This window comes from Rhodococcus sp. IEGM 27, from assembly GCF_033142305.1.
Lineage (GTDB): Bacteria > Actinomycetota > Actinomycetes > Mycobacteriales > Mycobacteriaceae > Rhodococcus_F > Rhodococcus_F oxybenzonivorans.
In genome coordinates this window covers 120,222-147,216 of the sequence record NZ_JAWLSG010000008.1, presented here as the reverse complement: position 1 = coordinate 147,216, position 26,995 = coordinate 120,222, and the positions used below count along the sequence as shown (strand labels likewise).

Annotated in this window: 24 protein-coding genes and 2 pseudogenes; 15 read left to right on the top strand and 11 right to left on the bottom strand. The window is 66.5% G+C overall.

The window, feature by feature from the left end:
* Nucleotides 1–172 precede the first annotated feature (172 nt).
* Both eccCa and R4P95_RS25305 read left to right on the top strand, forming a co-directional pair.
* Nucleotides 173–2,818 (top strand): annotated as a pseudogene (gene eccCa / locus R4P95_RS25310) (type VII secretion protein EccCa); the annotation flags it as partial.
* A 352-nt stretch (nucleotides 2,819–3,170) separates the two neighbouring features.
* Entirely contained in the window at nucleotides 3,171–3,473 is a 303-nt protein-coding gene (locus R4P95_RS25305; RefSeq protein WP_317746925.1) for a hypothetical protein, read from the top strand.
* 331 nt (nucleotides 3,474–3,804) lie between these two features.
* On the opposite strand, the gene R4P95_RS25300 is transcribed toward R4P95_RS25305, so the two are convergent.
* The 9 genes from R4P95_RS25300 to R4P95_RS25265 all read right to left on the bottom strand — a co-directional run bounded on the left by R4P95_RS25300 (nucleotide 3,805) and on the right by R4P95_RS25265 (nucleotide 12,100).
* The gene (locus R4P95_RS25300) at nucleotides 3,805–5,004 is read right to left on the bottom strand and encodes a phage major capsid protein (protein ID WP_317746924.1); all 1,200 of its coding nucleotides are present in this window, start codon (nucleotides 5,002–5,004) and stop codon (nucleotides 3,805–3,807) included.
* Nucleotides 5,005–5,235: 231 nt separating this feature from the next.
* On the bottom strand, nucleotides 5,236–5,748 hold the full coding sequence (locus R4P95_RS33665) for an HNH endonuclease signature motif containing protein (RefSeq protein ID WP_397517792.1): 513 nt from the start codon (nucleotides 5,746–5,748) through the stop codon (nucleotides 5,236–5,238).
* Between the two features lie 230 nt (nucleotides 5,749–5,978).
* Entirely contained in the window at nucleotides 5,979–6,227 is a 249-nt protein-coding gene (locus tag R4P95_RS25295; protein WP_317746923.1) for a hypothetical protein, read from the bottom strand.
* A 227-nt stretch (nucleotides 6,228–6,454) separates the two neighbouring features.
* Nucleotides 6,455–6,814 (bottom strand): hypothetical protein, encoded by a 360-nt coding sequence (locus R4P95_RS25290; protein ID WP_317746922.1) that lies wholly within the window; start codon nucleotides 6,812–6,814, stop codon nucleotides 6,455–6,457.
* Nucleotides 6,811–7,281, bottom strand: coding sequence for a hypothetical protein (locus R4P95_RS25285; protein WP_317746921.1), 471 nt, complete (start codon nucleotides 7,279–7,281; stop codon nucleotides 6,811–6,813). Before R4P95_RS25285 ends, R4P95_RS25290 begins: the two co-directional genes overlap by 4 nt.
* Before the next feature lie 374 nt (nucleotides 7,282–7,655).
* Complete coding sequence (locus R4P95_RS25280) at nucleotides 7,656–10,085, bottom strand: AAA family ATPase (RefSeq protein ID WP_317746920.1); 2,430 nt, start codon at nucleotides 10,083–10,085, stop codon at nucleotides 7,656–7,658.
* Nucleotides 10,079–10,465 (bottom strand): hypothetical protein, encoded by a 387-nt coding sequence (locus R4P95_RS25275; protein WP_317746919.1) that lies wholly within the window; start codon nucleotides 10,463–10,465, stop codon nucleotides 10,079–10,081. Before R4P95_RS25275 ends, R4P95_RS25280 begins: the two co-directional genes overlap by 7 nt.
* A gap of 2 nt (nucleotides 10,466–10,467) precedes the next feature.
* A complete protein-coding gene (locus R4P95_RS25270; RefSeq protein ID WP_317746918.1) occupies nucleotides 10,468–10,659 on the bottom strand; it encodes a helix-turn-helix domain-containing protein in 192 nt (63 codons plus the stop codon).
* Nucleotides 10,660–10,960: 301 nt separating this feature from the next.
* Entirely contained in the window at nucleotides 10,961–12,100 is a 1,140-nt protein-coding gene (locus tag R4P95_RS25265; RefSeq protein WP_317746917.1) for a tyrosine-type recombinase/integrase, read from the bottom strand.
* A gap of 126 nt (nucleotides 12,101–12,226) precedes the next feature.
* Here R4P95_RS25265 and eccCb point away from each other — a divergent pair.
* From eccCb to R4P95_RS25245, 4 genes and pseudogenes are all read left to right on the top strand, one after another.
* Nucleotides 12,227–13,666: pseudogene (eccCb, locus tag R4P95_RS25260) on the top strand (type VII secretion protein EccCb); the annotation flags it as partial.
* Entirely contained in the window at nucleotides 13,648–15,129 is a 1,482-nt protein-coding gene (locus tag R4P95_RS25255) for a type VII secretion-associated protein (protein ID WP_317746916.1), read from the top strand. The pseudogene eccCb and the gene R4P95_RS25255, both read left to right, overlap by 19 nt.
* A 134-nt stretch (nucleotides 15,130–15,263) precedes the next feature.
* On the top strand, nucleotides 15,264–15,581 hold the full coding sequence (locus R4P95_RS25250; RefSeq protein WP_159925651.1) for a WXG100 family type VII secretion target: 318 nt from the start codon (nucleotides 15,264–15,266) through the stop codon (nucleotides 15,579–15,581).
* 48 nt (nucleotides 15,582–15,629) lie between these two features.
* Nucleotides 15,630–15,914: a WXG100 family type VII secretion target gene (locus R4P95_RS25245; protein ID WP_109331548.1), complete on the top strand. Its 285-nt coding sequence runs from the start codon at nucleotides 15,630–15,632 to the stop codon at nucleotides 15,912–15,914.
* 86 nt (nucleotides 15,915–16,000) lie between these two features.
* On the opposite strand, the gene R4P95_RS25240 is transcribed toward R4P95_RS25245, so the two are convergent.
* Complete coding sequence (locus R4P95_RS25240) at nucleotides 16,001–16,453, bottom strand: Lrp/AsnC family transcriptional regulator (RefSeq protein ID WP_109331547.1); 453 nt, start codon at nucleotides 16,451–16,453, stop codon at nucleotides 16,001–16,003.
* A 116-nt stretch (nucleotides 16,454–16,569) separates the two neighbouring features.
* On the opposite strand from R4P95_RS25240, the gene ddaH reads away from it, so the two are divergent.
* The 8 genes from ddaH to R4P95_RS25200 all read left to right on the top strand — a co-directional run bounded on the left by ddaH (nucleotide 16,570) and on the right by R4P95_RS25200 (nucleotide 24,096).
* The gene (gene ddaH / locus R4P95_RS25235) at nucleotides 16,570–17,436 is read left to right on the top strand and encodes a dimethylargininase (RefSeq protein WP_317746915.1); all 867 of its coding nucleotides are present in this window, start codon (nucleotides 16,570–16,572) and stop codon (nucleotides 17,434–17,436) included.
* 13 nt (nucleotides 17,437–17,449) lie between these two features.
* Nucleotides 17,450–18,676, top strand: a complete 1,227-nt coding sequence (gene rocD, locus R4P95_RS25230) for an ornithine--oxo-acid transaminase (RefSeq protein ID WP_317746914.1) — start codon at nucleotides 17,450–17,452, stop codon at nucleotides 18,674–18,676.
* 168 nt (nucleotides 18,677–18,844) lie between these two features.
* On the top strand, nucleotides 18,845–19,288 hold the full coding sequence (gene rplM, locus R4P95_RS25225; protein ID WP_109331545.1) for a 50S ribosomal protein L13: 444 nt from the start codon (nucleotides 18,845–18,847) through the stop codon (nucleotides 19,286–19,288).
* The gene (gene rpsI, locus R4P95_RS25220; protein ID WP_109331534.1) at nucleotides 19,285–19,821 is read left to right on the top strand and encodes a 30S ribosomal protein S9; all 537 of its coding nucleotides are present in this window, start codon (nucleotides 19,285–19,287) and stop codon (nucleotides 19,819–19,821) included. Before rplM ends, rpsI begins: the two co-directional genes overlap by 4 nt.
* Before the next feature lie 136 nt (nucleotides 19,822–19,957).
* Entirely contained in the window at nucleotides 19,958–21,292 is a 1,335-nt protein-coding gene (gene glmM / locus R4P95_RS25215) for a phosphoglucosamine mutase (RefSeq protein ID WP_317746913.1), read from the top strand.
* 85 nt (nucleotides 21,293–21,377) lie between these two features.
* Nucleotides 21,378–21,686, top strand: coding sequence for a type VII secretion target (locus R4P95_RS25210; protein WP_213577185.1), 309 nt, complete (start codon nucleotides 21,378–21,380; stop codon nucleotides 21,684–21,686).
* Nucleotides 21,683–23,860, top strand: a complete 2,178-nt coding sequence (locus R4P95_RS25205) for a hypothetical protein (RefSeq protein ID WP_317746912.1) — start codon at nucleotides 21,683–21,685, stop codon at nucleotides 23,858–23,860. Before R4P95_RS25210 ends, R4P95_RS25205 begins: the two co-directional genes overlap by 4 nt.
* 86 nt (nucleotides 23,861–23,946) lie before the next feature.
* Complete coding sequence (locus tag R4P95_RS25200; protein ID WP_249354521.1) at nucleotides 23,947–24,096, top strand: hypothetical protein; 150 nt, start codon at nucleotides 23,947–23,949, stop codon at nucleotides 24,094–24,096.
* A gap of 31 nt (nucleotides 24,097–24,127) precedes the next feature.
* Here R4P95_RS25200 and R4P95_RS25195 read toward each other — a convergent pair whose 3' ends face one another.
* Nucleotides 24,128–24,964 carry a chlorophyllase/cutinase-like alpha/beta fold protein gene (locus tag R4P95_RS25195; RefSeq protein WP_213577186.1) on the bottom strand — a complete coding sequence of 279 codons (837 nt, stop codon included), beginning with the start codon at nucleotides 24,962–24,964 and terminating at the stop codon, nucleotides 24,128–24,130.
* A 163-nt stretch (nucleotides 24,965–25,127) separates the two neighbouring features.
* Between R4P95_RS25195 and glmS the strand changes: the two genes are divergently transcribed.
* On the top strand, nucleotides 25,128–26,990 hold the full coding sequence (gene glmS / locus R4P95_RS25190) for a glutamine--fructose-6-phosphate transaminase (isomerizing) (RefSeq protein ID WP_213577187.1): 1,863 nt from the start codon (nucleotides 25,128–25,130) through the stop codon (nucleotides 26,988–26,990).
* Nucleotides 26,991–26,995 lie beyond the last annotated feature (5 nt).

Below are 26,995 nucleotides of genomic sequence, written 5' to 3'. Positions count from 1 at the left end.
GAGCCGGGCCGCAGCCTCCAGTGGGCATCCGGCGAAAATGCCTCCTGTATGCCGGATCCCTCGGAATGGGTTAATCTCTGACTTCGCGGGCCGAGCCCAGGGGGGCAACCGGAAGTTCCGGATCGGATCTGATGCACGGTTCGGGTCGGTTGGCGTCATGGGGGGACGGGCAGTGAGCACTATTCGCTTCGTGCGTAAAGCGCGGCGAGAAGTTCCGCGTATTCCGGGCGGCGAGGTGAGTCTGCAGGCTCCGCCGGAAATCCCGAGATTGGTCCCGGGAAATCTGCTCACAAAGCTTCTCCCGCTCGTGATGGTCGTCGCGATGGTCGGCATGATGGCGTTGATGTTCACGTCGGGTATGGCTCGCAACCCCATGTCGATGCTGTTCCCCCTCATGATGATGGTCTCGATGCTCGGCATGCTGGCGGGTGGCGGTCGCAGCGGTCCCAAGGCAGCGGAAGCGAACGAAGACCGCAAGGACTACCTGCGCTACCTCGATCAATTACGGCGTGATGTCGCCGAGACCGGCGAGCAACAGCGCAAGGCGCTCGACTGGAGCCATCCCGAACCCGGCCTGCTCTGGACCATCGCGGGAACGGCCCGCATGTGGGAGCGCCGTGTCACCGACCCGGACTATTGTCATGTGCGCGTGGGGCGGGGCAGTCAGCGGCTCGCCACTCGTCTCATCGCGCCTGAAACGGGCCCGGTGGAAGATCTCGAACCCGTTGCCGCCGTGTCTCTTCGCCGATTCGTCCGCGCGCACTCGGTGGTCCAGGAGTTGCCCACCGCAGTCTCGTTGCGGGGGTTCGCCGCCATCTCCGTCGAGGGTGAGCGTGGGGCGGCCCGTTCCCTGGTCCGGTCGATGCTCATGCAGTTGTGCGCCTTCCACGGTCCCGACAACCTGCTCGTCGCGGTCGTGTGCGGTCCCGACACCCAACACGAGTGGGACTGGGCGAAGTGGCTGCCGCACGCCCAGCACCCGGATTCCTCCGACGGCGTGGGTTCTTCCCGGATGATCTACGGATCGATTCTCGAACTCGAGTCCGCGCTCGGCCCGCAGCTGGCCATGCGGAATCGCTTCTCCCGCAATGCTCCGGCTGCTCCGGGCGTGCCCCAGTTCGTCCTCGTCATCGACGGCGGAATCCTCGAAGGCGAGTCGGGCATGATCACCGACGGGGGAGTGGATTCGGTGACCGTCCTCGACATCGCCGGATTCTGCCCGCGGTTGACGGCCACCCGCGGTCTCCAGCTGGTGGCACAGGACGGGTCGCTCGGGGCCCGCAGCGGTACCGGTGTCGAGATGTTCGCGACGGCCGACCTCGTCAGCGCGCATCAGGCGGAAACTCTTGCGCGTCGCCTCGCGCCGTACCGTACGACGTCGCACACATCGGTCGACACGGGAGACGACGATCAACCCGCACAGACATGGAGCCAAATGCTCGGTGTCGGCGACGTCGGCCGGCTCAACCCCGATCACGCGTGGCTGCCCCGGCAGGGTCGCGCCCGCTTACGCGTCCCTATCGGCGTAGGAGTCGACGGGAATCCGGTCGAGATCGACCTCAAAGAGTCCGCGGAAAACGGCATGGGGCCTCATGGGCTGTGCATCGGAGCTACCGGATCGGGAAAGTCCGAGTTCCTCCGAACGCTGGTGCTGGGTCTCATCGCTACTCATTCGCCCGATGCACTCAACCTCGTACTGGTCGATTTCAAAGGTGGCGCCACCTTCCTCGGCCTCGAGGAGGCTCCCCACGTCGCCGCGGTGATCACCAACCTTGCCGAAGAACTGGCCATGGTCGACAGAATGCGCGACGCGCTGGCCGGGGAGATGAATCGCCGGCAGGAATTGCTGCGCTCGGCCGGAAACTTCGCCAACGTCACCGACTACGAAAAGGCGCGTCAGGCAGGCGCAGACCTCGACCCGCTGCCGGCGCTCTTCATCGTGGTCGACGAATTCTCGGAATTGCTCAGTCAGCAGCCCGAATTCGCTGATCTCTTCGTGGCCATAGGACGACTCGGTCGATCGCTGCACATCCACCTGCTCCTGGCGAGCCAGCGACTCGAGGAAGGGAAGCTTCGCGGTCTCGACAGCCACCTCTCGTACCGGATCGGGCTCAAGACATTCTCCGCCAACGAATCGCGCACAGTGCTCGGTGTCCCGGACGCCTATCATCTGCCCGCCACTCCCGGCGCCGGTTACCTCAAGTGTGACTCGGCCGAAATCGTGCGCTTCCAGGCCTCTTACGTGTCGGGAACCTACGAGGGCGGTCACGTCGACAGCGTCCGACGGCCGGGCGAGGCGCCCGTCGAGCTGCGCCCGAAAATTTTCACCGCCGCCCCCGTCGCCGTCGACGTCGTCGACATACCGGAAGAACCGTTCTCCCTCGACATCAACGAGGAACATGCGGAAACTCGGACGACCATCGACGTCGTCGTCGAACGCATCCGCAACCGCGGTTCGAGAGCGCACGAGGTGTGGCTTCCCCCGCTCGACGCGGCACCGACTCTCGACGCGCTGCTGCCGAGGTCGATACTCACCGAACCAGTCCCGGCGCTCAGTGCGCTGCGTGCACCGATCGGGATCATCGACAGGCCCTACGATCAGCGGCGGGACCTGCTTGTGGTGGACCTGTCCGGTTCCACCGGAAACATGGCGGTGGTCGGTGGCCCGCAGTCGGGGAAATCGACGGCGATCCGAACGGTGATCATGTCGCTCGCCGCCACTCATTCGGCCGAGCAGGTGCAGTTCTATTGCCTGGGTATGGAGAGCGCTCCGGCCCAGGTGAAAGGCCCTATTGGGGCCGCCCGGTCCGGGTCCGTGCAATCTCCGCCCCATCCGGGGCGGCGGCGTTGCTGCCCTCTCCGCTGGGAACCAAGAGGGACCGGGAGTCACCATCGTCCGCGTGAACGGCACGCGGCACCGCTACGAGCTCCAGGGCCCGGAACGTGGCGGTCCAGCCCAGCTCGTCCTCGAGGAGGACGGGCTAGAAGTGTTGGCCGAGACGGTATATCGGGGCATGGTTACCGGGCGACCTTGGGGGAGGGGATTCGACACCGGCACCCTTGGGTGCTCCGTTCGGTCCGGAACAGCACGGGCCGCCAGGCCCGTCCCGTTTGTCGGTGACACGTCCGCGTCACGGTTCTTTGTCGGCCACCGCGGCTACGGTCTCCCCATGGCAAAACATCTGATTGACCCGGCGGACCTCACCGCCGCCCACATCGGCCAGTACGTCCGTGTCTCCACCAAGTCCCCGATGGATGGGGGCGCGGAGCGGGAGACCCTCCTCGTGGGAGCCCTCCTGGGCGTGGAGCACAAGCTGGACGAGATTGTGGAGAAGGCCCTCCAGACCCGGATTACCGTGGACGTGGCGGTCAATGAGGTGGTCCTCTTCATTCCGCCCCACATTCCCGTCGAGATTGCGGAGACCGTGGACGAGTTGATGGCCAAGGCGGACGAGCTGGCCCCCTCCGAGTAACCACCGCCCCACACATAGAGAGGCCCCGCTCCGGAGCATTCCGGGCGGGGCCTCCTCGTGTCCGTCACGTCACGGACTGCCACCATGCGACCAACCAATAGAGCCACTCGTAGCCAGGCATCATCATGGAACGCCTCCTCTGCCTCCCCGGCCTACTTGGTGTAGCGCTCCCGGATTGACGGCTGTTACACGAGAACGCCCCGCCCTGGGGCTCAACCAGGACGGGGCGTTCTCGGCTCCCGCTCTCAGGACCGGCCTTGCCACCACGCTAAGCCGGAACGGGACCCTCCCGGCCCCGCGCGCAACAGAGGAAACGCGGGCCGGGGGCTTGTTACGCGGCGGCCACGTCCGTGACCACAATGCCGAGCGGCTGGTAGACGTCGAGCTCCGCGCGGGTCTCGATACGAGCCCGGAGCTCGTTCTTCTCGAACAAGCCATCCGACTCCGACCACCGCAGGTCCACGGCGGAGTCCGTCCGGAGCGCCACCGCCGTGGTGTCCAGGACGATGCCCGTTCCCGCCGCCACCGCCGTGGAGGGGACCACCTGGGTTGACCAGAGGCGGCGGGCCGCGCGGTCCACCGGGGAGGCTGTCATCTCCAGTTGGCCGGCGGTGTCGGTCCGGGACAGTTCGATGGTCTCCCAGTCCGCCGGGTTGAGGATGATGAGCCCCGCGGCGTGTCCCTGGGCCTCGAGCTTGGTGATCGCCTTACGGACAGTGGTGATGGCGTCCGTGGCGAACGCCTGGGTCTGGCTTCCCGAGACCGTCAACAGGCCGGTGAAGCGCTCCCCGATCCCGTCTCCGTTGACCACCTCGTTCTCAATGGCGTGGAGGAGGCCCTGGAACATCTCCGTCTCCACGAACTGCTGAACGCTGGCGCTGTCCCGGAGCCAGTACTCGTGGATGCCCTCCGAAAGGTGGGCCACGATCTTGAGCTCCCCGTCCACCTGTTCCATGCCGTAGACGGAGGTGGGCTTGGTGCCTCCGACCGGGACCACCGCGGCGTTGTTGTCGCGGGCGGTCTGGCGGAGGTAGCGGTAGGTGGGAGTGGAGTTGGGGATGGAGTAGAGCGCGTCCAGAATGGACACGCCCGGGTCCGCCAGAGACTGGACCGCGGCGTCCATCGGGGTCCCGGTGACCACCGCGCCGGACGGGGCCAGGGCCTTCTGGCTGTCCGCGGAGCCGGTCTGGGTCATCTTCTCCGCCAGCTTGGCGGCAACCCGGGACGCTCCTGCCTTCCGGGTGATGGGCAGGCCCCGCCGCTTGGCTCCCGGAGCCCCGCCACTACTACCGGCGGGAGCGCCAATCTCCGCCTCGAGGGCCCTGGCCTGGTCCTGGAGAGCCTGGTCCGCCTTGAGTGTCTTGATCTGCTCGAGGGCCTCGTGACCCTCGTCCATGGCGGCCTTGTAGGCGGCGTTCTCGCTGGCCGTCATCTCCCGGCCTTCCGCCTTGGCCTTCGCCATGGCGGCCTTGGCCCGTTCGGTGGCCGCTACGGCGGTCTTGCGGAGAGCTTCAATCTTGTTGGTACTCATGGGAATACTCCGTTTCGAGTGAGTGACTTCATCGACTCAAAGCGGACGAGGTGTATGGCCCGCCGGAGATAGCCACCGGGGACGGCCCACCAATCGCTGGCCTTGGGAAGGGACCCACCGCCCCGGAATGCTGGCCCGGACGTCTCCAGACGGACACTCACGGGGCGGCGGGTTACTTCCGCCGCCCACAATACCGGACCGCCGGCCGGAACCCGTTGGGCAGGAGCGGGATTAGGCTACCCGCGGACTACCCTCTGTCACGGCCAGCCGGTCCAGGAGAGCGGCGCGGTACGTGAGCTCCTCGAGGCGGCGGGCTGACTTAGAGCGAGACTCGTTCCCCCGTTGGCACGTGCGGCACCGAATCACTCCGTCATCCGGGTTGAGGTAGGCGTTCGCCTCGTCCAGCTCGTGACCACTAGAACAGTGGGTATCGGCCACCCTTTTGGGAACCGTCAGAGGGGCCCCTCTGAATAGGTCTCTGTCGCGGAGGCGGTGACATTCTCGACACTTCCGGTAACTATTCCCGTTGGCCAACGTTTGCCATCGTGCGAACTCTGCCCACGGGTGGCCCGCTCCGCACGTTTCGGACGTGTCGGACCTCCGCCCCCTCCGAATGTTCTCGCGATTGGTGACCGGCTCCGTGTGCCACGGATTGACACATGACCGGCGCTCACAGAGGTGATCCAGAGTCATCCCGTCCGGAATTGACCCGCGGAACGCCTCATAGGCGGCGCGGTGGGCCATCCGGTCCTTGCCGTTCCGATAAGCCTTCCCGTATCCGTCCCTGGCCAGGGCGGGAGCCCATATCCAGTGGCTCTCCCACGGGTCCCAGATGACCCGCTCCGCCACGTAGAGCTGGTCGGGCGTCGTCCCGTATGGCTCCGGGGCGGCTCTCAGCTCCGCCTGGAAGCGTTCCCCCAGATGGAAGCCGGGGAGTCCCGGTCCGGCTATCGCGGCCACCGCCACGTCCCACGTCATCGGTTCATCTCCGCGGCGTTCACGGCCATGTTGAGGTTGGCCACCGCTCCCTCCGGGCCCAGCGTGCCTACGAGGAGCTCCGCCAGCCCTTCTGTGAGACCGGCCACGAGGGCCGGGAGCCCAATGGAGGCGTACGCCTCGTCCATCGTCTCCTGTTGGGCCTCCGCGTCGTTTTCCACGGTGGCCATGACGAGGAGCGCCGCCAGACGGCGGGCCTCGTTGAGCGTGCTCTCAGTGTTAGTCATGATTTTCGTTCCTTTCGTAGCATTTTCAGGGTGTGAACTGGGCCTTTACCTCCGGCCGGCGGCGGGCCGAATGGAGCGCTATCCCAATAGTGTTGATTTAGAACGGATTTCGCCGGAAGGGTAGTCAAAGCCTGATTGTTTGATCTGAGCACGCGCGTGCGCAGTTGCCCGGCCGGTGTCCATCGCCCCAGGCTGGAGCGATTTGGAGGCCCCCACCCCCTGGCCGGTCATGAGGCCCGACGTCGTGCCGCGTGCATCCGGGACGGCGGCGTGCCGTTGGGCACGGAACGGATGCCGTAGATACCGCCCGCGGCCACGCCTGTGAACCCGTCTGCCACCACCTGGCAGTCCTCCAGGAGCGGGCAATCCTTACAGAGGGCCTCCGCCTCCTGCCATCGCTCCGCCGCTTCCCGGACCCGCTCACTGGAGTGGAGCCCATCGAACAGGTGAGGAGCCCGCGAGCATGGAGGCGGGACGTCGCGGGCAACGAGGAGCGCGGCAGCCGCCGCCTCGTCCCGGCCACGTTTGGTGGTGTCCTCGCGGGGCCAGGGCGTCCTGTCCTTCCATGGGGACGGGCGGCCTGTCACGCCACCGCCTCCGCGTTCTCCCCCGCCTGGTCCGACTCCACGAGGGCCGTGAGCTTCCGCGCCTCCTCCTCCGCCCACCCGAACTCTTTCGGAATCCAGAGCGCCAGGAGGTCCACCGCGTCCGAGGTGAGGACGAACATGGCATCGGTCCACCCGCCGGACGGGACTGGACTTCCCCGGCGCGTGTGCTGGAGCCAGGGCTCCATGAACGGGTGGACATTGGCCGTAAGCCACTCCGCCGCCCCGTCCGGTGTCGGCATGGCCTCGTCCCGATTCATGACGATGAACGTCGTCACGCTCCCCACGAGGTGGACCTCGACTGTCAGCACCAGGCCCGGGTACATCTCCGGCGCGGGCCGGAGACGGTAGAAGTCGATTCCAGACCTGCCACGGTGGTACCTGGCCCCGTGTTTGTCACACAACAGTTCTCGGACTGCGGCGTCCGCCGCTCGGTTCGTGTTCGTCATGGTGGTGTCCTCTCGTGGTGGTTTGGTGATGGGGTCCGGGAACGCCGTAGCCGGGACTGGTATCCGCCGCCCAGCCCAGTGGGCGCGTCCCGGTTACGGAGGCCACCGCCCCACGGGCCGGCCGGAGCCGTAAAGAGCTCTGTTCCGCCAGGCTCCAGAGCCGGATATTCCGATGGAGGGGCCCTCTATAGGGCCCCCATCGGAACGGTTATCGGAATTCCTATGGAAATAGGTCATCGGAATCCATAGGAATACTGCCAATGACCAGCACATATGCGGGGCGGCGGAGGAGCCATGGGAACGCATCGGAACACCATCGGAACGGACGCCATCGGAACGCCATCGGAACGGCCATCGGAACGGTTTCCGGGCGCTCACGGAGCCACCTCCGCGGCGGAGGCTCCGCCCTCTTCCGGGTCCTCGTCGGGTGGGGCGGTGGCCTCGTCCTCCTCGTCCGGAGTGACGCTCTCCAGGAGGCCGTATTCCACCGCGGCCTCCTCCGCCAGGAGGTAGCGATTGCCCTTGACCGGGACCAGCGCTCCCTTGCGCTCGAGCGTCCCCCAGGCGTTGAAGAACGCCTTGGAGACCGCCCCAGGCTTGCCTCCGAACTTGAGCACCTCGTCCCCTTGGAGGACCGCCTTGACCTCCGCCCGGGTGCCGCCGGAGGTGCCCTCCCCGAACGTCCGGAACAGGGTGGCGGCCACACGAACGTAGTTCGGGCTGTGCTGGCCGATGGTCGGACGGCCCTCCACCACGAACGGGTCCGTGGCGGCGGACGCAAGCACGATGGACCCAGTGGCCGGGACCGGCTTGACCGCGAGCGCCATCGGCTCGAGCTCCGGCCCGTCCTTCTGTTTCGTGGTGTGGAGGGCCACCTCCCCGTCCCGCGGCTTGCGCATGAGGAATACCGATTGCATACCGCCCTCCACGGAGGTGGAGCCGCGTCCGTGGTCCGTGCCGCGGGCCGTGTGGTGGAGGGTGAGGACACACGCCCCAGTCACACGCCTCACCACGTCCAGGTTCGTGATGAGCTGGCCCATGTCCTTGGCGGAATTCTCCTCGTGACCCGGCGTGTACCGGGCCAGCGTGTCCACCACGATCAAGGCGGGCTTGTCTTCTCGCGCGGCCAGAGCGGCGGCCACGTAGACCCAGTCCGTCTCCACGGACGGCTCCGCGGCAAAGTCCACGAGCTCACGGAACACCTCCACCCCGGAGAGCTCACCTCCGTTGCGCTCCGCCTCCCACGCGGAGAGCCGGTCATCGAACTTGGCCACGCCCTCCCCGGCGAAGTAGAGGACCGGACCGGGCTTCACGCTCCGGCCCTGCCACGGAGCGCCCACTGACACGGACGCCGCCCAGTCCAGGGCCAGGAACGTCTTGTATGTCCCCCGCTCCCCGTTGAGCTGGGCCAGGGTGTCCAGGTAGAGGTATCCGTCCACCACGGGAGTGAGCGGAGGCAAGTTCCGGAGGTCCTCACGGGAGAGGAACGCCTCGTCCAGCCGCGTCCGGCGTTGCTCACGAGACCCACCGCTCCGCCCAGCCATGGCCACGATTGCGTTGAGAGCGGCGGACATATCGTCCTCCGGCCCCTCCAGGACCGCCTCCGAGACGTCCCACGCCGCTGGAGCCGGTCCGAGGATGCCCTCCGCCACCATGAACTCCGCGTCCGTCTGTCCGCGCATGGCCGCCGCGAACTGGAGCTTGGAGACCCGGAGATGTTGGGCGGTGGACCTTGCCGCGTGCTCCGCCAGCTCCGGCGGGACGTCCGAGGTCCAGAAGTGAAGGGGACCGGAGCCGTCCTCGAGGTCAACCCACTTGTTGGTGCAACCAGCCTCGTGAGCGGTAGCACTCTTGTCGGACCCATGGTCACCGGGAGCTTTCCAGACCGGGCACTTGCACTCCCCGTCTTTCTTCCGCGGGGAAGGGGTCCATCCGTGGGGCTCGAGGAGCTCCGCCCACGGGTGAGCATCGTTCCACGCCGCCACGGTCTCCCCGAGCGTGTCCTCCCCGGAGGCCCGACGCTCCGCCCGTTCCTCCGCCGCCTCCGCCCTACGTTCCCGGGCCACCTCGTTCTCCGCGGCCTGGGCGCGGATGAGCTCCACCAGCCAGGGATTCTCCGAAAGGCGTTGCACGGGTCCGACATTGATGTAAGGACCCTCCGGCCGGCGCGACGGGGGGACCATGATGTACCGCTTGGCCATGGAGACCACCGCCCCACCGGGGAGCTTGAACTCCTCCACCAGCGGGAGGTCCGGGACGTCGTTGACGTAGAGAAAGTGCCCGCCGTCCTCGTGGACGGGCTTACCCGCGGCGTCCGTCTGGCCGGGAGAGGCGGTGGTCATCGGATAGCGCTCCGGAGGCGTGTCCGTCCCGGCGGTGGCCCGCTCCTGGACGTCCCGGACCTCGTAGGCATGGTCCGCGTCGATGCCCACGACGCCGGAGCCCTCGAGGTCCAGCCCGACGTTCGGCTCCAGCCCACCGGAGTCCTGGAGGTACTTGTCCCAGTACTTCCGGAGACGGACCGGATTGTCCGTAGCCGTCTGGCGTCCGGACCCGGAGGTCATCGCCTCCCAGAACGGGTTACCGGCCTCCCGGGCGGCTTTCTGCGCGGCCTTGTCGTCGTTGGCGCGCTCCCGGGCGGTCCGGAGGTCCAGTGGTTTCTTCCGGTCCTCTCCCTCCCGCGTCTCCACGAACACCACAGACGCGCCCACCTTGGCGTAGGCCAGGGCGGCGTCCAGGCGGGGCGTGCGCTCCGTGATGTTCTTCATCACGGACTCGAGCGGGTTACCAGCCGTGTTCAGCATGAACGCTCACCGCCAACGGAGATGGGCAAGTACCAGTTGATGGCCCGCCAATCTCGTATGCGGAGCCCGGGGCGGACCTGGATGACGTGGACCCGTCCGTAAGGGACGAGGTCCGCCGGGAGGTCCAGGAGGCGGCGGAGGAGGTACTCCTCACGGGCGGAGAGGTCCCGGCGGTACTCGGTGGCGAGCGGATGCATCTCAAACCACTCTCGGTCCACTTCCGACTCACCACGGAGTCCCATGAGGATGGGGCAGGTCTCCGCGTGTTCCGCCTGGCCGCAATCCGGGCAGGCACGGGTAGACTCGGAAACCGACTCCAACAGGTCATCCACGGGAAGGGCCTCGTCCGCAAGGGCGGGGCCTTTTTCGTGTCCGGTCATGGTCACGCACCGCTCAGGATGGCGTCCAGCGCGGCCATATCGACGCGGAGCGCGGTCCCGCCAGGCATCCGGACCGCTGGGACCTTGCCCGCCGCGATATACCGGCGGACTGTCCGTGAACTGCACTTGAGGTAGGCGGCGGCCTCGTTCACGGTGACGAGGTTTCGAGTACCGGCCTTGGTAGAGATGGTCATGGGAGTCTCCCGGAACGAAAGTACGGATAGGACGGGTAGATCCGTTTCCGTGACTCGTTCGGGAGGGGCCCGTGGTGACTTCCCTCGCGGGTGGAGATGTTGAGGGAGGCGTCAGTCCCTCTGCTGTCCGCCAAGGTACATGTTGTCCGCGGATAGCGTCAAATGACTACCCTCTGAATGCCGAAGGGGCACAACGGAATGACTGTCCCGTGACTGCCCTTATCACTCTCCGCCAGGACCACTACGAGGGCGGTCCCGTCCGCCAGGTCCGCCCTCGTGAGCTGGTGTTCTCCGCCCCGGCCTACTCCGCCCAGAGCTTGGCAGCCAGCGCGGCGTTACGCTCCGGGGCGGCGTGCGTGTAGCGGGCCGTCAGAGCCGCGGTGGTGTGCCCGCCCAGGGCCAACAGGTCCGCCAGGGTCGCTCCGGCCCGTCCCCAGTTGGTAAGAGCGCTGTGGCGGAGGTCGTGGACCCGCAACGTCGGGAAGCCCACCGACTCCGCCCCTTTGCGGAGCGCGTTGGCGAACGGCTGGCGGTGGGCATGGCCACCGCCAGGAGCCGGGAACACCAGCCCGTCCGCCCCGGCCTCCGCATACTCCGCTATGTGGTCCTCAAGGACCCGCCGGAGCTCGTGGGGGAGCGGGACGGTCCGCAACGCCGCGGGCGTCTTGGGCCGGTCCGTGATGAACCCTTTTCCGGCCCGTACCGTGGCGCGGCGGACGTGGACGGAACACTCCGCGTCGGTGAGTGTTAGGTCCCGCCGCCGGAGCGCTCTCGCTTCTCCGAAACGGAGGCCGGAGAAGCCCAGGAGAAGGACGAGCGCTCGCCACCGCTCCACCGGGACGGACCGGGCGACGGCTCGAATATCACTGGGGGACAGAGTTACCGGCTCGTGTTTGCGGTGCTTGGTGGCACCGCCCCGGACGCGGCACGGGTTGGCCGGAATGAGTCCGTCCTCCACGGCGGTGTTCATCACGGTACGGAGGAGTGAGTAGGCCCCGGCGTTGCGTGTCGGATACTTCGGGTCCAGGTCCGCCAGCCATTGGCGGACCTGGGACGGGGAGAGGGTGGCCAGCGCGACGGGGCCAAGGCCCTCCACGATGAGCTGGCCGTAACGGCGGTATCCGTCCATCGTGGACGCCTTGAGCCGGGAGGCGGACTGGTCCAGCCAGCGCTCCACGTACGCCGCCACCGTGAGGGCCCGGCCCGTGCGCGCCGCCGCCCGCTCCGGTGGCGGCGTCCAGGCTCCGGACTCGAGGAGGCGGCGCTCATCGGCCAGCCATGCCTCCGCCCCCAGCTTGGTCGTGTACGTCGTCAGGGCGTTCCAGCTCGTCCCGTCCAGGGCTACGTAGCCCGCCTGGTAGCGACCACTGGGGAGCTTGCGAATACGCCCCCAGCTCCTCCGTCCCTTCCGTCCGGCCATCTTTGTGCCCTTCTCGTTCATGCACTACTCGTGCAATCCACCTGTTCAATCCTGTACCATCGTGTCCGTCATTGTCCACGATGCTCCGAGCGGAAACATTGTGGGACAGGGCAACGCACGAGGCCACCGGACCACTCGCAGCGCTGGGAGGTTCAGTTCTATTGCCTCGACTTCGGCGGTGGCACGCTTGCCGGACTATCGGGCCTGCCGCATGTCGGTTCGGTTGCCAACCGTCTCGACGTCGACCGGGTTCGCCGCACCGTCGCCGAGATGAACACGATCGTGCGACAGCGTGAAGCCCGATTTCGCGACCTCAGGGTCGAATCCATGGCCGAATTCCGGCGACTACGCGCTACCGATCCGTCCAGCGGCGCCCCTGCCGCCGGGGTCGCCGAAGATCCTTTCGGCGACGTGTTCCTCGTCGTCGACGGCTTCGGTAGCATCCGGCAGGATTTCGAAACCCTGGAACAACAGATCATCAACCTTGCGGCACAGGGCCTGTCGTACGGCGTCCACGTCGTCATCACGGCGTCTCGGTGGGGCGAAGTGCGGCCGGCCCTCAAGGACCAGCTCGGCACTCGCATCGAACTCCGGTTGGGTGATCCCGCGGACTCCGACCTCGGTCGTAAGACCGCTGCGCTCGTGCCGGAAGGCAGGCCGGGTCGAGGCATGACGCGCGACAGTCTGCATCTGCTGGTCGGCCTCCCCCGGATCGACGGGAACTCTGACCCCGCCGACCTTGCGTCCGGTGTCGCGCATGCCGTGTCGTCGATCGCTGCCACCACCCATGGCCGCCATGCTCCTGCCGTACGCATGTTGCCGGGACAGATCACTCGCGAGGCGGTTCTCGACGCCGCCGGTTCGTGGCCCTCCTACCTGGACCCGACCGAGAAGTGCCTCCAGATTCCGATCGGACTCGACGAGGCCGAACTGGCGCCCACATTTCTCAACTTCGCCGTGCAACCACACTTCCTGGTATTCGGGGACAGTGAATGCGGCAAGACGACGCTGCTGCGCAACATCTGCGAGGGCATCATGGCGTCCAACACCGCTGGACAGGCGAAGATCATCCTCGGTGACTATCGGCGCACCATGCTGGGGGTGGTGGAATCGGAGCACCTCGCCGCCTATGCGCCGTCGTCGGGCGTGCTGACCAAGAACATGAATGACCTCGCGGTTGTGCTCGAATCGCGGATGCCGCACCCGCAGATCAGCCAGCAACAAATTCGAGAGCGTTCCTGGTGGACGGGGCCGGACATCTTCGTTGTCATCGACGATTACGACCTCGTCGTGACCTCGAGCGGCAATCCGGTGGCCGCGATCGTCGAGTACCTTCCCCATGCGAAGGACATCGGATTCCACCTCGTCATCGCGCGCCGTTCCGGTGGCGCGGCACGGGCGCTGTACGAACCGGTCATTGCACGCATGCGTGATCTGGCATCCGCCGGCTTGGTGATGAGTGGAAACCGAGACGAAGGCAACCTCATCGGAACCGTACGGGCAAGTGCCATGCCCCCCGGGCGGGGCACGTTGGTGACGCGCGGCGGCAGCGGACTGATCCAGCTCGCATGGATGCCACCGCAGTGAGGTCCGCGGTCGCGATTCACCTCACTGAATCCGGCATGTGGTCGTGTTGTCAGGACAGGGCGGTGGAGGGGCTGCCCTCGGTCCGTGTCGCAACCGACGGTTCGTTGATCACTTCGGTGCGCGAGACTTCTTCCACCGAGTCGTCACCGCTGTGCTCTATCGACGACGAGTACATCGATGTGGGCGGTGGTATCGCTCCGGTCCCGGACGTGCTCGCTGCCGTTCTCCGTGGCGCGGTCGAGGCTGTGGCGGGCGGGCCGTCCGTCGGTGCGGTGCTGACATACCCGACCGAGTGGGGCACGGCGCGACAGCAGGTTCTGGCCGACGCAGGCTCGGCGATCGCCGCCGACACCGTGCTTGAGCCCGTGGCGGTTGCCGTAGCCGCAGTCGCCGGCCTGGCCGAGCGCGACAGCACCTGGGCGGTCGTCGAATGCCGGGCGACGGGCACCACTTCCACTTACGTGGCGGCAACATCCGGTGACTACCGCGTGGTGGAAGTCGAGCACGAATCCTCGCTGGTCGTCGACGATCTCGATCGGCAGGCCGAGGCAATCACGGAGCTGGTCGGGCGCGTCTGCCGAGGCCGGGCGCTCGACGGCATCCTGGTGACGGACCACATCGACACCCGGCATGATCTGGCACCTGTACGGCGTGCGGTCGTGGCTGCCTTCGGCCGTGAGGTACCGGTCGAGAGCGTGTCGGGTATGGACATCGTTCGCGCGCTCGCAATGCCGCGCAGCGATGGGGTACACGAGCAATCGATCGTCGCGATACCTCAGAGGAATTGGCTCCAACCGGTTCTGCAGCGGGAGCAACAGGAACGGACGAGGAGGTCGTGGCCGACGTTCGTCGCGGTCGCAGCGGCCCTGGCGGTGGTGACCGGAGCCGGAGTTGCCTTCATCCAATCAACCCTCCATTCCGTCTCGACGTCGACCGTCGAGGGTGTTGTTGCAGAATCACAGTCGCCTTCGGCTCCGGCGTCGTCGTCCGTTGCACCATCGCAGTCCACGATTCCCTCGACGGCGGCGGGCACGGGACGGGAAGTGTCGGTCGGGGGAGTTCGTCTCACGGCGCCCGACCGATGGCGGGAGCGGCCACAGTCGGCGACACCGTTCCGGATCGAACTGGTGCCCGACGGTGGCGCGGACAGACGAATCATCGTGATGCAGAACAACCTCCAGGGCGGTGCCGGGTACGACGAGGTCGCGGTCACGCTTGCGGCGAAAATCGCGCAGCGCGGCAGACCCGAGCTGTTCGCCGAACTGGAGAAGGACGTCGTGTTCGGTGGGAGACCGGGTATCACGTACAGCGAATTCCCGGACGAGAACTCCGCGGTGAGGTGGCACGTCGTCGTCGAACGTGACCTCCAGGTCAGCGTGGGATGTCAGTTCCTGTCGGCGGAATGGGCCGAAATCGAAGCCGAGTGTGAGCACGTCGTGCGGTCACTGGAAGTCGATGAGTGAACCCGACGGGCGACAGAGCCGAAAACTTCCACAGTGGTGGAACCGATTGGACGGTTGATGCGTCCAATCATGTGTAGGGGTGGATCGGGCAGTCCAGTGGGGGCCGCCACACCAGACGATCAGAAGGAGTTCCCATGGCGGGAGTTGTTACCGATGTCGGCCAGATGGAGGCCGCGGCTAACCATGTGGAGACGGTGAATGGGCAGCTGCAAGCCACTATCGCCGGCCTCAAGGGGCGTTGCGAAGAATCGTCCTCGGCTTGGGCGGGTGGCGCGCAGGATGCGTTCCAGGCACTCATGGTCCGCTACAACGATGCGTCCCGTCGGATGCAGGATTCGCTCGCCGAAATTGCCGTGAAGATTCGCGAGAACGGCAAGGGGTACGACGCCGCAGAGCAGGCCAACCAGGATGCGATCCATTCTGCCGGAGCTTCGGGATCGCTCGATCTCTGACATGCGTTCCGAGTTCGACACCGGTTACACAACAACAAGGAGCATGGAATGTCATTGAAGTACGGATTTGCCGAGCTGCAGGCCCTGGCGAGCGACATCAGGTCGAACGAGGGCAAGCTGCGCGAAACCCACGACGAGCTCCAGGGCTACGTGCAGGGTCTGGTCGCGCAGTGGGAGAGCGGTGCCCAGCAGAACTACCAAGCGGTGCAGGCCAAGTGGGACGGCGCACACAACGACCTGCTCCAGGTCCTCCAGACGATCGCCAAGGTCGTCCAGGACGGCGCTGTCGACATGCAGAGCGCCGAGGACAGGAACGCTGCTGCCTGGCTCTGACAATCCTGTGATGTACGACAGTGCCTCAGCAATCGACGGATGCTGGGGCACTGTCGTCAGAGGTGCGGCGAAATATCTCGGTGGCGTCAGCCGGCCGGTGGAATCAATCTGCTCAACACCACGCTGCTCTTCGTCTGGAGTACCGCTGGTTCCGACCGGAGATTCTCGAGCGTCCTCTCGAGGTGAGCGGTGTCGGTCGTCCGGACGCGCAGCAGTGCGTTCGCGTCACCCGTGATGGTGTACGCCTCCTGCACTTCGGCGTGTCGAGAGACGATGCGCGCGATCTCGACCGCGGAGGTACGACCGTCGCAGTACAACTCGACGAAGACCTCCACACCGTGTCCGAGTGCCTGCGGGTCGAGTGACGCGTGAAAACCGGTAATGACCCCTGAGTCGACCAGTCGGTCGACGCGCCGTTTCACCGCCGGAGCGGACAAGCCCACCTCGGCGCCGATGGTGGCAAAGCTCGACCTCGCGTTGCGCTCCAGTTGCGCAACGATCAGTCGGTCCAAGGTGTCCAGGCGCAACGAATCGTCCATATAGAGCAACGCTAGCGCATTGTTTGTCGCTGAGGGAGGGCGGATACTTTCTCTCAGCACCATCGGAGAACGGGGGGAACGTGCCACCGACTGTGGATAGCGGCCCGGGAAGCGCGGTGCGGGACGCGACCGGGCCTGTGGCGAGTGCCGACCGGCGCGATTACCCCCGCACCTACCTGATGTGTCCGCCCACCTACTTCGATGTCGTCTACGCGATCAACGACTGGATGAGTCCGGGCGAGCAGGTCGATCGGCCCCGGGCGCTCGCGCAGTGGCACACCCTGGTGGACACGTATCGAGCGCTGGGTCACGAGGTCGTGGTCATCGATGCCGTCGAGGGGCTCCCGGACATGGTGTTCGTCACCGACAGTGGCGTGGTGGTCGACGGTGTCGCTCTCGGCGCCCGCTACCGATGTGCTCAGAGGCGAGCGGAAGCGGGCCACGTTCTTCGATGGTTCCGCGAGAACGGACTGCTCAAACCTAGATTGCCGCGTTTCGTGAACGAGGGCGAGGGCGATTTCCTCGTGGTCGGTGACGTGATTCTCGGGGGTACCGGCTTCCGGTCCGACCCTCGATCCCATGCGGAGGCTGCCGCGCATCTCGGGCGTCCTGTAGTTCCGCTGACTCTGGTGGATTCGCGCTATTACCACCTCAACACCGCCCTCGGAGTACTCGACAATGCGACAATCGCCTACCTTCCCGCCGCCTTCTCTCCGGAGAGCCTCCTCCTGTTGCGCCGGATGTTTCCGGACGCGGTGATCGCCGAGGAGAGTGATACGCAGTGGCTCGGCCTCAACCTGGTGAGCGACGGACTTCATGTCGTGTTGCCCGCGCAGGCGACGCGGCTGTCGGATCAGCTGGTGGACCGCGGCTACGACCCGGTACCGGTGGACTATTCGGAATTTCTGAAATCTGGCGGCGGAATCAAATGCAGCACAATGGAACTGCGCGGGTATCGCCAGTTCTGCGAGATGGGAAGCTGAGGGGTGAGGACCAATGTCGGACAGTGTCGTGTCGGTATCCGGCGCCACGCGTGAGCAGCTGGACCGGGCGGAGGACCACAGCGCGCACAATTACTCACCCTTGCCCGTCGTGATCGAGTCGGGCGCAGGTTGCTGGGTCAAGGACGTCGACGGCGTCGACTATCTCGATGTCCTCGCGGGGTACTCGGCCCTCAACTTCGGCCACGCACATCCTGCTCTCGTGCGCGTCGCTCGCGAACAACTGGGCCGACTCACCTTGACCAGTCGTGCGTTCCAGCACGACCGTTTCGCGCAGTACTGCGAAGACCTGAGCCGATTGTGTCGCAAAGAAACCGTGCTGCCGATGAATACCGGCGCAGAGGCGGTCGAGACGGCGCTCAAGCTTGTCCGCAAGTGGGGGTACGACGTGAAGGGGGTGCCGCCGGGGCGAGCCGAGGTGGTCACCTGCTCCGGCAACTTTCACGGCCGCACAATTTCGATCGTGGGATTCTCCTCCGACCCGGACGCGTACACCGGGTTCGGGCCGTATCCCGCAGGTTTCGTCTCCGTCGAATACGGGAACGTCGACGCGTTCGAGTCGGCGATAACCGACGACACCGTAGCGGTGCTGCTCGAACCGATCCAGGGGGAGGCAGGCGTCCTCGTGCCCCCGGCGGGCTACCTTGCGGCGGTGCGCGAGGTGTGCACGCGTCGCGGCGTCCTCATGATCGCGGACGAGATCCAGAGCGGACTCGGCCGGACGGGGGAGACCTTTGCCTGTGATCACGAGAATGTGACACCCGACATCTACGTTCTCGGCAAGGCGCTGGGCGGTGGCCTCGTCCCCGTCTCGGCGGTCGTCGCCGATTGGCCGGTGATGCGCGTGATCGGGCCCGGGCAACACGGAAGCACTTTCGGTGGCAACCCCCTCGCGTGCGCTGTGGGCAGTGCCGTGGTGGCGCTGCTCGAAACCGGCGAATATCAGGAGCGCAGCCGCCGGTTGGGTGCCTACCTGCACGGCATGCTGCGCGAGCTGCCTGGCCGCCATGTTGCAGAAGTACGGGGGCGTGGGCTGTGGGCCGGTGTGCAACTGGCTGAGGGGATGCCTTCCGCGAGGGAAGTGTGTGAACGCCTTCTCGCGCGCCGTGTGCTCGCGAAAGACGCGCACGAGGGGACGATTCGTATCGCCCCGCCGCTGGTGGTCGAACGTGACGAGCTGACCTGGGCGGTCGAACAGCTTGCTGATGCGCTCGCCGAGTGAATTTTGACCCGGAGGCGCCGCGACCGGTATCGTTCTCCGTTGGCGTGCCGTGCGTCGCTGTGTCTTCATGTCACAGTGGCTGGCGGTTCTCGGGTCTCAACTGGCCGCCGGGAATCGCTCGACGATACGCAATGGCCAGCAGCGGATTGAACAAGACGAGGAAGTTCTGTGTCTACGTACACCCCGAAGGCCGGAGATGTGACCCGCACGTGGCACGTCATCGACGCCACTGACGTGGTGCTCGGCCGCCTTGCCGTCCAAGCAGCCAACTTGCTGCGCGGCAAGCACAAGCCCACCTTTGCACCGCACGTTGACGGCGGCGACTTCGTCGTCATCATCAACGCCGAGAAGGTTGCCATCAGCGGCAACAAGCGTGACGGCAAGTTCCTCTACCACCACTCCGGACATCCCGGTGGTCTCAAGTCCCGCTCCGTCGGCGAGGTTCTCGACAAGAACCCCGACCGCCTCGTGGAGAAGGCCATCGTCGGCATGCTCCCCAAGAACAAGTTGGGTCGCGCCATCAGCAGCAAGCTGAAGGTCTACGCGGGCCCCAACCACCCCCACGCCGCGCAGCAGCCGGTGCCATTCGAGATCAAGCAGGTGGCCCAGTGACGGCGCCGGAGGAGCAGAACGTGTCCAATCCCGAAGAGATCACCGAGGCTGTCGAGGTCGCGGCGGACGAGTACGTGTCCGTCGAGGAGCCCGAGGTTGCCGAGGACATCGAGGCCGCTGCTGCTCCGCAGGCCCCGATCGTGATCGATCGGCCCATCCAGACCGTCGGTCGTCGTAAGGAAGCGGTTGTCCGCGTCCGTCTGACCCCGGGCTCCGGCCAGTTCAAGCTCAACGGCCGCACCATCGAGGATTACTTCCCGAACAAGGTGCACCAGCAGCTGATCAAGGCTCCGCTCGTCACGGTCGAGCGTGCCGAGTCGTTCGACATCGTCGCCCTGCTCCACGGTGGCGGACCGTCCGGACAGGCCGGCGCACTGCGTCTCGCCATTGCCCGCGCGCTCATCGAGGTCACCCCCGAGGACCGTCCGGCGCTCAAGAGTGCCGGCTTCCTCACCCGTGACGCCCGCGCCGTCGAGCGCAAGAAGTACGGCCTGAAGAAGGCCCGTAAGGCATCTCAGTACTCCAAGCGCTGATGTGTCGCCGAAGCCGCCCTCCGGGGACGGCTTCGGCACCTGTTCTTCCCGAGAGCAGGCGTCCATCGTTACCGGACGCCTGCTCTCGCGCTTTATCCGAGATGTAGTGGTTTCCGAGGTACGAGGGGTCTGGTCTATGGGGCGGTTGTTCGGGACGGATGGGGTTCGCGGGCTGGCGAATACGGAGCTGACCGCCGAATTGGCGTTGCAGATCGCATCTGCCGCTGCCACGGTGCTGGCATCAGCGGATTCGGGGCGTGCCACCGCTGTGGTCGGCCGTGACCCGCGGGCCAGCGGCGAGATGCTCGAAGCAGCCGTTGTCGCCGGTTTGACGTCGGCGGGTGTCGACGTCTTGAACGTCGGCGTTCTCCCCACTCCTGCGGTGGCGTACCTCACGGCAGAGCTCGACGCTGCACTCGGTGTGATGATCTCCGCCTCGCACAACCCTATGCCCGACAACGGAATCAAGATCTTCGCCGCGGGTGGGCACAAGCTCGACGACGAGGTCGAGGACCGTATCGAATCGGTCGCCGTCGGCACGACGACCAAGCGAGCGCCCACCGGAGCCGGCATCGGGCGCGTGCGAGTGGTGTCGGACGCCGCCGATCGGTATCTGCAACACCTGGCCACGGCCCTGTCTTACCGCCTCGACGGCCTCACCGTCGTGGTCGACTGCGCGCACGGCGCCGCCTCGGCTGTGGCGCCGACCGCCTACCGCGCCGCCGGCGCGAACGTCATCGCGATCAACGCCCAGCCGGATGGGCTCAACATCAACGACAACTGCGGCTCCACGCACCTCGAGAGCCTGCAGAAGGCCGTGGTGGAGCATGGCGCAGACCTCGGCCTCGCGCACGACGGGGACGCGGACCGCTGCCTTGCGGTCGACGCCGGTGGCTCCCTGGTGGACGGTGACGCCATCATGACCGTCCTGGCCCTCGGCATGCGCGACACCGGCGAGTTGGTCGACAACACGCTGGTCGCGACTGTGATGAGCAATCTGGGGTTACACATCGCAATGCGCGAGGCGGGTATTTCGCTGATCACCACCGCAGTCGGTGACCGCTACGTGCTCGAAGGACTTCGGGCGGGCGGTTTCACTCTCGGCGGTGAGCAGTCGGGGCATGTCGTGTTGCCCGCGTTCGGTACCACCGGTGACGGGATTCTGACCGGCCTGCGATTGATGGGCCGAATGGCACAGACGGGGCGGCCGATCGCGGAACTGGCATCGGCGATGACGACCCTTCCCCAGGTGCTGGTCAATGTGCGAGTCGCCGACAAGCGTGCCGTGGCCGCATCCCCCGTCGTTCTGGATGCCGTGGCGGCGGCGGAGCGGACGCTGGGTGATCAGGGTCGTGTTCTGCTGCGACCTTCCGGAACCGAACAGCTCGTGCGCGTGATGGTGGAGGCAGCGGACCTCGACTTGGCTCAACGCCTCGCCGACAAGCTGGCAGGTACGGTCGCCTCGGTCTGAGTGGCGCAGCGTATCGGTCGGTGTGGGGAACCGATCGGCGCGCCGGCGCGTCTAAAGCAGTAGGTCGTGAAGAGAGGGTGGGGGCATGAGCGATGGACTCGAGGTCGACGTCAGGGCGGTGGCGAGCGTTGGCGCGCGGATGGTGCGCTCAGCGCAGGTGCTGAGGCAGCAGGCAATCGACGCCGGCCGGCTGGAGTTCGGCGGTGTGCAGGCCGGACGCGACTACTGTGCACTCGGCGACGAGCTACGGAACGCGCTCGCAGTCGTGTCCGTGGCACTCGACGAGTGGGCAACCGACACGGAGGCCGTCGGTCACAACTTCCGAGCCGGCGCCACGCGTTATGCAGGCACGGAAGGTGCCTTTGCCGACGGCCTCGACCGGGTGCTTCCGTGACGACGGATGCGGCTTCGTTGATGGACGATCCGACGCTGAGCCGTGACTACAAGGAGCAGCTCCTTCAGGCCTGGGCCTCGTCTCGCGAAGAGGATGTGGCGTTGTGGCAGCCCTACTTCGACGCGTACGGCATCGACAGACGCGAACGCACGCCGTCCGCCGACGAGCGTTACATCGCACTCCTCGCGGATGGGAGCGATGCCCGATCTGCTGCCGCCGACCGCCGCCACTTGGAGGATTGTCTGCGACCTGATTCGCTCAATGTCCCAGGCGACATGCTGGACCTCGGAGCACGGGGGCTCGAGTTCTTCGAGATGTTCCTTCCTGCCGCGCACCAGCTGCAGTACGACGGTCGCGCGATCACCGAGTACTACGCCCGGTTCGACGCCGAGCGGGGCATGAACCTTCATGTGCTGAGCCGGGACATCGACACGCTGCAGCACACCCTCGACTCTGCGCGCAGGGAACTCGAGGAGCACGAGGCGTGTGTTGCAGCGGTCAGCGCCGCGTGGAGTGGGGATGCAGCCGCCGCCGCGATCGATGCCTCGGGCCGCCGGAATGCCCGGGCAGTGGCCGATGTCGACCGGTTACGCGGACTGGTCGACGTGCTGTTCGAAGCGAACCTCACCCTCAGCGCCGCAGTGACGGACAAGGCGTACAGGGTGGTGTCGCTGCACCAGTCCACTGTCGCGGGATACAGCGCAGCCCAAATCGCAGTGCTGGCCGACATCGCCGTGCACGGCCGGGATGGAGACAACTCCGTCGCCAAGGATTGCATGGAAGACGCGTCGTACTGGTTCCCCGAACTTGCCGACGACGACTACCGGCACATCAACGGCTTGTACAAGGACGGGGGAGGCGGCGCTCTGCGGTGGCTCGACCGAGACGACGTCGTGAAGCGAGCGGCAGGTATCGCCCGCGCGTGGCTCGACGCGCACTTCCGGCCCGTCTACGAAGAGAAACAGCGCGAATTCGCGGCCGCGTGCGAGGCCTGCGCAGACACTGTGGAAGCGTCGTATGCGGCGGTGATCGCCGAAGCCGGAATGTTGCAGTCGGACAGCGATATTCGCTCCGTGGATCGCACCGCTCCGGGGCACTCTCCCGCTCCGCCTCCTCTCGACGCCCCGAGAACTCCCGTCGACGCTGCGCCGACAACTCCTGCCGGTGCACCCACTGTCACCGCGCCTCGGGGATTCGCTGGGCAACCGGCGGGATGGAGTTCGCCGACGGGAACGACTCCGAGTGACACCGCCCACCTGGCACCGATGACGGCGCCGATCGGTTCCGATAACGGAGGCCGGGACCTAGGAGTTCGGGACGTAGGAGTGGGAACGCGGGATGTACACACCGAACCCGCGACGTCCTTGCCCGCGGCCTCTCCTCCCGTACTGCCGAGTCTCGGCGGTGTGCCAGGTCTGGCCGGTGTGCCGGGTCTTGCCGGTGTTCCCGGCATCGGGGGTATGACCGGATTCGGTGACCTCCCCGGGGCGGTACAGGGGTTGGCCGGTGGACTCGGCGACCTGGGGTCCCTCATCCGTCCACTGATAGAGGACGCGGTGTCGGCTCTCACCCGACGGGACGATGACGGGGATGTGGGGGCGGAGGAGGAGCCCGACCTCGAGGACGAGCGCGATCCGGGTGTCGACGGCGAGGGCGGACAAGCGTTGCCTACCACTCCCGACAAGAGCCTCGAGCTGAAGCTCGACGGCAAGTCATGGACTCTGGTCGTCGACGAAGACGGTGCCGGAGTTCACCTCGACATCATCGACGGCCAAGGCGCCACGTCGCGCTTCGGTGTGGAGATCGGTCCGAACGGCCTGCCTCAGATTTTCGCAGAAACCCGTCTGGGGGAGGACCCGCTGCACCAGGCGGCAGCTGCGCCCGAGCCCGCGTCCGACACTGACGTGCCGCAGACCGGCGCTGTCGACGCCAGACCGCCCGCCGCTCCCGACGTCAGCCAACCTGAACATCACGAGGCCGAGCAGGCGCCACCGGAGCCCACCACCGCACCTGGTCCGCAGCCCGTGACCATGCAGAACGAGCCGCTTCCGGAAACGCTCACAGTCCCTGAGCCTGCACCTGCACCTGCACCTGCACCTGCACCAGAGCTTGCCAGCGGACCGTCGGCTGCGCTCGACAGCGGCGCAGAACTCGCCGAGGCCGGACCGCTGTGAGCGAGCGGGCCGCACAGTTGCGCGCTCGACGTGCGCAGATGAGGGCGGAACTCTCGCTGTTTCGACGACGACTGGAGGAGCAGCGGGTGCGAGACGAGGCAGAAGCCACGCGACGACGGCAGCTTGCGGGGCACCCCGCACACACGAGCACGGCGGCGGACGCGGTCGCACCCGGTCGCAGCGCAGCCGAGGACGACGACGAGTTCTATCGTCCACGGAGCTGGCTCGTCGAGTAACGCCGGAACAGCCGGAGCCGTCGTAGAACGCTCAGATGTGGGGAATCAGTCCCTGGAAGCCGGCGTCCGTATTGATCTCCTGCGGATCGACGACCGTGGTGCGGGGGATGTGCGCCTCGGCGTCCGCGAAGGCCGCGTATTTCTTGTCATTCGTCAGTTCGTAGAGCAGGAACCCGGTCAGCAACGCCCGTGTCACCTGCTGCGTCTTGCGCTCGGATCCACCGATGCCGAGTGCGCCGAGAAGTCGACGCCCCTCGGTCAACCCCGAATCGGTTGCGCCGTCCACGGCTCGCAGTACGGAATCGCCGCCCCACGCCTCGGCGAGGGCCTTGGCGTTGCTGTTCATGGTGTCGATATCCGCGCCCGCCACGATCAGCCCCGGAACTGTGATCTTGGGCGCATACTTCTCCGCCTTCGGGGCAGTCGGCGCCGGGAACAATGCGGCCACCGCGGTCACGTCACGCTGTGCGGCGGCGAGCACCGCCGCGCCCGCACCCATACCGTGGCCGGCAAAGGCCACTCGATCCGGCTGAACACTGATCTGGCCGGGTCCCAGCCGGACACCGACACAGATGTCGAGAGTGGCCCGCAGGTCGGTCGCGAGGCCCAGGTGTGAAGGCACCGGGCCCCGCTCACTGTTGGGCGCCGCGACGACAATGCCCCAGGACGCAAGGTGCTCCAGCGTGTTCCGGTAGTGGTCAGCTCCGGTCATCCACCCGTGCGCGAACGCCACCGCAGGCAAGTTGAAGCCGGACTCGGGTGTATAGACGACTCCCGGCTGTCCAGCCAGCGCGAGGTCTCCCCGCAGCACGCGGTGCGGTCCCCGCTTCGACAGTTCCCGGGCCAGGTTCTTCAGTTTCGGCGCCACGGAGAGAACGTTATCCGATCACCTCCCCAGGGACGGAGTCCCCGCGCCGACTACACAGGGACGAAGTCCCCGCGCGGACCACACAGGGACGGAGTCCCCGCTCCCGGCGTCGCGTTGGTGTCCGACTTCGCCGCACCGTCCGCTCCAAGTACCCTGATGAACCATGTGCGGAATCGTGGGATACGTCGGCCACCGGCAGGCTCTGTCTGTTGTGGTGGAGGCTTTGCGGCGGATGGAATACCGCGGATACGACTCTGCAGGGATCGCCGTGCTCGACGGGAAGGGCGGTATGGCCGTCGAGCGAAAGGCCGGTCGCCTGTCGAACCTGGAGGCCGAACTCGACGAGGTGGGTGCCGAGAAGTTCGCCGGACACACGGGGATCGGGCACACCCGTTGGGCCACGCACGGTCGCCCGACTGACCGGAACGCCCACCCGCACCGGGACGCGACCGGAACCGTCGCCGTCGTACACAACGGCATCATCGAAAACTTCGCGCCCTTGCGCGCCGAACTCGAGCAGGCGGGCGTCGACCTCTCCAGCGACACCGACACCGAGGTCGCGGTGCACCTGGTGTCGCGGGCTTATGCGTCCGGTGAGACCGCCGGGGACTTCGTGGAGAGCGCCCTGAGTGTGCTCCGCCGCCTCGAGGGAGCATTCACCCTCGTCTTCACTCACTCCGACCATCCCGACACCATCGTGGCCGCGCGTCGTTCGACTCCGCTCGTCATCGGTGTCGGCGAGGGCGAGACCTTCCTCGGCTCCGACGTCGCGGCATTCATCGAGCACACCCGGGATGCGGTCGAGCTGGGCCAGGACCAGGTGGTGACCATTACCGCGGACGGCTACTCGATCCTCAACTTCGACGGAACGGTCGCTGTGGGTCGACCGTTCCGCATCGACTGGGATCTCGCTGCTGCCGAAAAGGGTGGCCACGACTACTTCATGCTCAAGGAGATCGAAGAGCAGCCGGCTGCCGTCGCCGACACTCTCCTCGGGCACTTTGCGGACGGCAAGATCGTCCTCGACGAACAGCGGTTGTCGGACCAGGAGCTGCGCGACGTCGACAAGGTTTTCGTCGTCGCGTGCGGCAGCGCGTACCACTCCGGATTGCTCGCCAAGTACGCAATCGAGCACTGGACCCGGCTGCCTGTCGAGGTGGAGCTGGCCAGCGAGTTCCGTTACCGCGACCCCGTCCTCGACCGCTCGACGCTCGTGGTGGCGATCTCCCAGTCCGGTGAGACTGCCGACACCCTCGAGGCGGTGCGGCACGCCAAAGACCAGAAGGCGCGCGTCCTCGCGGTCTGCAACACCAACGGTGCCCAGATTCCCCGCGAAGCCGACGCCGTTCTCTACACCCGTGCCGGTCCGGAGATCGGCGTGGCGTCGACCAAGGCGTTCCTTGCGCAGGTCACCGCGAACTACCTCGTCGGTTTGGCGCTGGCCCAGGCTCGCGGCACCAAGTACCCGGACGAGGTGGCGCGCGAATACGCCGATCTCGAGGCGATGCCGGAGCTGGTGAGTCGGGTCCTCGGGACGGTGGGTCCGGTCCGGGCGTTGGCTCGGGAACTGGCGTCGTCGCCGACGGTGCTGTTCCTCGGCCGGCACGTGGGTTACCCGGTGGCGCTCGAGGGCGCGCTGAAGCTCAAGGAACTGGCGTACATGCACGCCGAGGGCTTCGCCGCCGGTGAACTCAAGCACGGCCCGATCGCGTTGATCGAGGACGGGTTGCCGGTCATCGTCGTGATGCCCTCTCCCAAGGGTCGCGCGGTGCTGCACTCGAAGCTGCTGAGCAACATCCGGGAGATTCAGGCTCGCGGTGCACGGACCGTCGTGATCGCGGAGGAAGGCGACGAGGCCGTGCGGCCGTTCGCCGACCACCTGATCGAGATTCCGGCGGCGCCGACGTTGCTGCAGCCGTTGCTGTCGACCGTGCCGTTGCAGGTCTTCGCCGCCGAGGTCGCGCAGACGCGCGGGTACGACGTGGACAAGCCCCGAAACCTCGCGAAGTCCGTCACGGTCGAATAACGGCT

Excerpts from the sequence above, each read along its gene's own strand:
- glmM (WP_317746913.1), top strand. The coding sequence starts at position 19,958 with ATGGGGCGGTTGTTCGGGACGGATGGGGTTCGCGGGCTGGCGAATACG.
- R4P95_RS25270 (WP_317746918.1), bottom strand. The coding sequence starts at position 10,659 with ATGACCATCTCTACCAAGGCCGGTACTCGAAACCTCGTCACCGTGAAC.
- R4P95_RS25255 (WP_317746916.1), top strand. The coding sequence starts at position 13,648 with ATGGATGCCACCGCAGTGAGGTCCGCGGTCGCGATTCACCTCACTGAA.
- rocD (WP_317746914.1), top strand. The coding sequence starts at position 17,450 with ATGTCGGACAGTGTCGTGTCGGTATCCGGCGCCACGCGTGAGCAGCTG.
- R4P95_RS25280 (WP_317746920.1), bottom strand. The coding sequence starts at position 10,085 with ATGCTGAACACGGCTGGTAACCCGCTCGAGTCCGTGATGAAGAACATC.
- R4P95_RS25210 (WP_213577185.1), top strand. The coding sequence starts at position 21,378 with ATGAGCGATGGACTCGAGGTCGACGTCAGGGCGGTGGCGAGCGTTGGC.
- R4P95_RS25275 (WP_317746919.1), bottom strand. The coding sequence starts at position 10,465 with ATGACCGGACACGAAAAAGGCCCCGCCCTTGCGGACGAGGCCCTTCCC.
- R4P95_RS33665 (WP_397517792.1), bottom strand. The coding sequence starts at position 5,748 with ATGGCCCACCGCGCCGCCTATGAGGCGTTCCGCGGGTCAATTCCGGAC.
- R4P95_RS25265 (WP_317746917.1), bottom strand. The coding sequence starts at position 12,100 with ATGAACGAGAAGGGCACAAAGATGGCCGGACGGAAGGGACGGAGGAGC.
- R4P95_RS25285 (WP_317746921.1), bottom strand. The coding sequence starts at position 7,281 with ATGACGAACACGAACCGAGCGGCGGACGCCGCAGTCCGAGAACTGTTG.
- R4P95_RS25240 (WP_109331547.1), bottom strand. The coding sequence starts at position 16,453 with ATGGACGATTCGTTGCGCCTGGACACCTTGGACCGACTGATCGTTGCG.
- R4P95_RS25250 (WP_159925651.1), top strand. The coding sequence starts at position 15,264 with ATGGCGGGAGTTGTTACCGATGTCGGCCAGATGGAGGCCGCGGCTAAC.
- R4P95_RS25295 (WP_317746923.1), bottom strand. The coding sequence starts at position 6,227 with ATGACTAACACTGAGAGCACGCTCAACGAGGCCCGCCGTCTGGCGGCG.
- R4P95_RS25300 (WP_317746924.1), bottom strand. The coding sequence starts at position 5,004 with ATGAGTACCAACAAGATTGAAGCTCTCCGCAAGACCGCCGTAGCGGCC.
- R4P95_RS25305 (WP_317746925.1), top strand. The coding sequence starts at position 3,171 with ATGGCAAAACATCTGATTGACCCGGCGGACCTCACCGCCGCCCACATC.
- R4P95_RS25245 (WP_109331548.1), top strand. The coding sequence starts at position 15,630 with ATGTCATTGAAGTACGGATTTGCCGAGCTGCAGGCCCTGGCGAGCGAC.
- glmS (WP_213577187.1), top strand. The coding sequence starts at position 25,128 with ATGTGCGGAATCGTGGGATACGTCGGCCACCGGCAGGCTCTGTCTGTT.